Origin of the sequence: Acinetobacter kyonggiensis (genome assembly GCF_900107285.1) — a bacterium.
GTDB classification, from domain to species: Bacteria; Pseudomonadota; Gammaproteobacteria; order Pseudomonadales; family Moraxellaceae; genus Acinetobacter; species Acinetobacter kyonggiensis.
Window position 1 is genome coordinate 1 of record NZ_FNPK01000056.1, and the last position, 4816, is coordinate 4816.

The 4816-nt window shown below is 37.6% G+C and carries 5 protein-coding genes and 2 pseudogenes; 4 read left to right on the forward strand and 3 right to left on the reverse strand.

Features of this window, described 5'->3' with window-relative positions:
• Nucleotides 1–191 precede the first annotated feature (191 nt).
• Both BLV99_RS17750 and BLV99_RS17755 read left to right on the forward strand, forming a co-directional pair.
• Nucleotides 192–620 carry a hypothetical protein gene (locus BLV99_RS17750; RefSeq protein ID WP_034708183.1) on the forward strand — a complete coding sequence of 143 codons (429 nt, stop codon included), beginning with the start codon at nt 192–194 and terminating at the stop codon, nt 618–620.
• A gap of 298 nt (nt 621–918) precedes the next feature.
• On the forward strand, nt 919–1431 hold the full coding sequence (locus BLV99_RS17755; protein WP_004761014.1) for a cytochrome b: 513 nt from the start codon (nt 919–921) through the stop codon (nt 1429–1431).
• A 154-nt stretch (nt 1432–1585) separates the two neighbouring features.
• Here the strand turns inward: BLV99_RS17755 and BLV99_RS17760 are convergent, their stop codons facing one another.
• Nucleotides 1586–2287: a VIT1/CCC1 transporter family protein gene (locus tag BLV99_RS17760; RefSeq protein WP_004761016.1), complete on the reverse strand. Its 702-nt coding sequence runs from the start codon at nt 2285–2287 to the stop codon at nt 1586–1588.
• Nucleotides 2288–2389: 102 nt separating this feature from the next.
• On the opposite strand from BLV99_RS17760, the pseudogene BLV99_RS17765 reads away from it, so the two are divergent.
• Nucleotides 2390–2731, forward strand: a pseudogene (locus BLV99_RS17765) (diacylglycerol kinase).
• Nucleotides 2732–2754: 23 nt separating this feature from the next.
• On the opposite strand, the gene BLV99_RS17770 reads toward BLV99_RS17765, so the two are convergent.
• Together BLV99_RS17770 and BLV99_RS17775 are read right to left on the reverse strand one after the other, a co-directional pair.
• On the reverse strand, nt 2755–3750 hold the full coding sequence (locus BLV99_RS17770; RefSeq protein ID WP_004827121.1) for a phosphatase PAP2 family protein: 996 nt from the start codon (nt 3748–3750) through the stop codon (nt 2755–2757).
• Nucleotides 3751–3856: 106 nt separating this feature from the next.
• Nucleotides 3857–4507: pseudogene (locus BLV99_RS17775) on the reverse strand (COG4705 family protein); the annotation flags it as partial.
• 73 nt (nt 4508–4580) lie between these two features.
• On the opposite strand from BLV99_RS17775, the gene BLV99_RS17780 reads away from it, so the two are divergent.
• Nucleotides 4581–4816: transposase (locus BLV99_RS17780; RefSeq protein WP_131725231.1), on the forward strand; the 236-nt coding region annotated here is incomplete at its 3' end.

The following is a 4816-nucleotide window of genomic DNA, read 5'->3' on the forward strand; positions in this document are numbered from 1 at the left end:
TCAGGGTGAAGTGTGTCTAATCAACAGGGTTTTCGGTCTCTAAGTACTTTTTAAAGGGAACATCATCGACTCAAATCTCTATTTGCAACAGTGCCCTCTATAGCTTGGGAGCTGGAATTCTTATATTCAGTATTCTGCTCATTTTTTATTATCTCAAACAGCGAATTTCCTATTTTTCACTGATGTTCAGTATGGCAATAATGCTCTGTATGAGCGTGAGTCTTGGGGTCAGAATTCTTGATGTGCAAAATAATGCGAATCAGGTTTCTTTCCAGAAAAATATTAAGGCAAATATGCCAATTGTGTTTTATCACAACTATTTTTATGATGTTCCATTCCTTCTCAATCTACAAAAACCTGTTTATTTGGTGGATGACTGGGAGAATGCCAGCCAGGACAGTAGTTCAGAACAACTCAAGGATGGCCTGATTTTTGAACCCGAACGTAGGCAATACCTTTGGTCCGACTCCATGCTTGATCAACAGATCAAAGCTGGACAAGCCCTTGTCGTGCTGGCTCGCAGCAACTCCTTTACCCCTCATTATGCGAATGTTCAAGTTTTACATTATCGCAATTATGATGTGTATTTTTTTAATACTATCGGTCCAGTACAAAAATAAGACCAAGCCTGCATTTGCAGGCTTTCCCCAATCCAATGTCTGAAATAACATTTATAAGCTGCCTATTAAAAATAAACCTTCGTGCCCAAAGTTTCTAAGCGTCTGGCAAGTTATTTTTAAGATTATAGTAGTACCATGTATAGGCTAGAAATGAGGTATGTTGAAATTACAAAAGATCTTCAAGTTGGGAGATGATCTGCAGCCAACTTGGGCTACGACTACTTTACTAGATAAATTTTATCTATTCTTTTTTCATCGGTTCAGTTTTATATAAATATTTAAAATTCAGGAAAAAAATATGAACAATAATTATCCTAAACCTATGATAATAATGCACTGGATTACCTTTGTTTTAGTTGTAATTGTATATTTGACGAGTGGAGATCCAACAAGAACAGGTTTGCAGGGCCAGATTCATGTTATAGGTGGAATTTCAATATTTATTCTATTTTTCGTGCGGTTGAGTGTTGTTTTTCTCTATAAAAGAAGTATTCCTCAAAATGAGATCATTAATCCGTATCAAATAAAATTATTTAAAATTGTCAGATTTACGCTTTACGTAAGTTTATGTGTCGTTCCAATAGCGGGCTGGCTTGCATTATCGAGTTTCACTGATAACTTCCAAGTATTCTCTTTAAATTTGCCACTTTTGAGCAGTGTTAGAGAGGTTAAATATATTGGTCAGATGCATCAATTTTTAGGTAACTTCTTTATTACAGTCGTAGGTTTACATGCTTGTGCTGCATTAATCCACCATTTTATTTTCAAAGATAATGTATTAAAAAGTATGCTTTTTAAAAAAATGAAATGATTTAGATCTATAACTATAGAAAATAGGCATATTGTTCACCTAGAACAACATGCTTTATTGATATAAAGCATGTCAGATAGGTCAGGTATTTCTATAGACTTATTATCTATACTCCTCATGGAGTGGGAATATTTGGATTATACAAAAAAGGATCTTATGCCACCGCAACATTAAATAATGATCCAATCCAAGCACTGAATAACATGGCAATAATACCCCAAATCATTACCCGAATCGAACCTCTCCAAATACTGGCGCCGCCCGCATAACTGGCCAAGGCACCCATAATTCCGAGACTTAATACCCCAATCAGCATGACGCCTTTCTCTAAGTATCGCTCAGGCAGAAGCATAATTGAAATTAAAGGAAATAATGAGCCTACAGTAAATGCAATGGCTGAAGAGAAGGCAGCACGAAACGGCTGGGCAGAAGTATGATCTGAAATACCAATTTCATCACGCGCATGTGCATCTAAAGCATTGTGTGCAGTCAGTTGTTGCGCGACTTCTTGCGCTAAAGCGGGTTGTAATCCACGCTGTATGTAAATATTTTTTAGCTCATTTAATTCATGTTCAGGATGGCGTTGCAGTTCACGTTCTTCCATCTGCAGATCATTCTTTTCAATGTCTTGTTGCGATTTAACGGAGATGTATTCACCTGCAGCCATCGATGCAGCTCCAGATATTAATCCGGCGATACAGGTCACCAGTACAGTATGGGTAGATGCTCCACTGGCTGCGATTCCCACCACGAGACTTGTGACTGAAATAATCCCGTCATTTGCCCCCAGCACAGCTGCACGCAACCATCCCGCACGTTCGATGTAATGTTTTTCAATATGATAAGAATGGCGCACAAGGTATATCCTTTTTGTTATCAGGATGATTATAATAAATTTATTTCATCTGTAGAGATTATTATTGGCTAATTTCAAAAACCGTGATTAAAAGGCAAAAAAATTTTAAAACGGATTCTAGTAGCCACTGGCTATTCATTTTTAGGATCTAAAACAGCGTCTAAAAATAGGCAGCTTTTCGTCAAATCGTATTAATTGATCTTATTCTAATTCCTATGAGCTTTTTTATTGCTGTTTCTTCTATAGAACGGGCACTGATGGTGGCTGTCTGTTTACTGGCTGTAATTGTGGAATTATTCAATTCTGCGATTGAAGCTGTTTTAGATCGTATTTCGCTTGAAAAACATGCATTCCAAAAAGGCAAAAGATATGAGAAGTACGGCACAATTTTCAGCACTTCTCATTATTTTTATTATTTGGTCAATTATTTTACTTGTCCACTAAAAGATCTTAAAAGTTGATTTTACTTAAGCCAACAATGGAAATTGATAGACTTCTGCATAGATTAGCGCAGCAAGCAGAACCAAAATAATGCTTAGGCTTACTGTATAAGTCTGCATAGCTGACCCAGGTATTTGCCAAATAATTTTTCCTCTGGCACTTAACCATTCTGTCAGACTAATACTGACAATTAACCATAATGTTCCTACCAAAAAACCACCCAGCACATCACTTAAGTAATGCTCATTTAAGACAATTCTACTTAGGCCTAAAAGTACAGCAAAAAGAAACATCGTAAAAAATATACGGACTTGTCTGATAAAATTTGGGCTAAAACGAATAGCCAGGTAAGCAAGAAATCCATATAAGGCAATAGCAATGGTGGCATGTCCACTAGGGAATGAGTAGGATTGCTCCAGCAGTAAAGCATCTGCTGGTCGCACGCGATGAAATAAGAGTTTACTCAGGAAGGTAAATATAGAACTTCCTATAGTGGAGACCAGCAACCCTATTAATATATAGGGTTGGCGAATGATCCAGCAGATCACACCGACTAAAATCACAATCAAACAAGAAATTGCTGTAGAACCAAAACTGGTGATGAAAATAAAAAAATCCACTACGCTGGGTTGATGCAGCATATTCATCTGTTGGGAAACAAAATAATCCATTGTCACGATGGAGTCTGAAGTAACCACATCTTCAACAAGTCCGGTAAACAAAGCTAAAATATAGCCCATGGCTAAAAATAAAAGCGTCAGAGGTAAGCCATAAAAATGCTGGAGCTGAAATCTTTTCGACAAAAAACCAAAAAAACGGGGGTACTTGTATTTTATTCGAATGAATAAATTGCTTTTTCCCACCTGCTGTTTAAACGTTCCCCCATACTGCACAACTGAATCAAATAATTGCTTGCCATGCTGAATAATCCAGTACTGTAATACCCACAAAAGAATAACCAGTGAAAATACAAGGATGCTCAAGATGAACAATTGCTGATTGGCTTGAATCAATGGAATCATGGCGAAAAAATTTCCTCGTTGAAAGCATTTTTAGCAGGGCTTACTGTCATATTTTGTCAGCGCACAGATCCAATCAATGTTTCGATATCAATACGACTTTATATATTTAGGCCTTTTTTGCAGTCGTTTTATTGCTAAAGTGAATACACACTAGAATCGCAATCAAAATGACAGCTGAAGCAGTAAAGCGACTTAAATCCAAACCACCCGAAGCGATCGGTTTATCCAGGAAATCCCCCACCACAGCCCCCAAAGGGCGGGTTAAAACAAATGCACTCCAAAACAGTAAGGTTCTTGAAACATGAGTGAATTTGTACAGGGCCAAAATCATGAGAATAAGACCGACGAAAAGGATAATTCCACCGCTATAACCCAGCCCCATGGTGTCTGCTGACCAATCTCCTAAAGCCGTCCCTAAGGTTTGGGAAAAGGTAATGGTTAACCAATAGAAAATTTCTGCCCGTGGATAATTCACCGTATGCGGTGAAATACTGCCTTCAACCTTATACCAGCTGAATAAAGACAAGCAGACCAAACCGAGCAATAGGCTACTTCCGCCGATATAACCAATCCCCAAAGATCGATCGATCAAATCAGCCAGTGTCGTACCTACGGTCGTACTGGCGATGATGGTAAACCAATACAAATAAGGACGGTAAAATTTAGAGCGGATTTGAAAGAATAGCAAAGCTATAAATACTGCTGCGAAAATAAAGGTACTGATCAAATAGCCTAAATTTAGAGACATCGATACAGAGGTGGATCAGGAAATTTGAACAACACTTATAAGTGATATTTTGCTCCCCAAATGATGTTATAAACATCAATATATGGAGTATTTTATGGCACGTAGACCAAGAAGAAATCATTCAAATGATTTTAAAGCTAAGGTAGCACTTGCTGCGATTAAAGCAGAAAAAACACTTGCTGAATTGAGTGCTGAATTTGATGTTCATCAAAACCAAATTATCGACTGGAAAAATCAACTGATTTCAGCTTCCTCGCAAGCTTTCGATCAATCAAAAGCTCCAACAGAACCACCCATCGATCTAAAAAAACTACATGC

Excerpts from the sequence above, each read along its gene's own strand:
- BLV99_RS17750 (WP_034708183.1), top strand. The coding sequence starts at position 192 with ATGGCAATAATGCTCTGTATGAGCGTGAGTCTTGGGGTCAGAATTCTT.
- BLV99_RS17755 (WP_004761014.1), top strand. The coding sequence starts at position 919 with ATGAACAATAATTATCCTAAACCTATGATAATAATGCACTGGATTACC.
- BLV99_RS17770 (WP_004827121.1), bottom strand. The coding sequence starts at position 3,750 with ATGATTCCATTGATTCAAGCCAATCAGCAATTGTTCATCTTGAGCATC.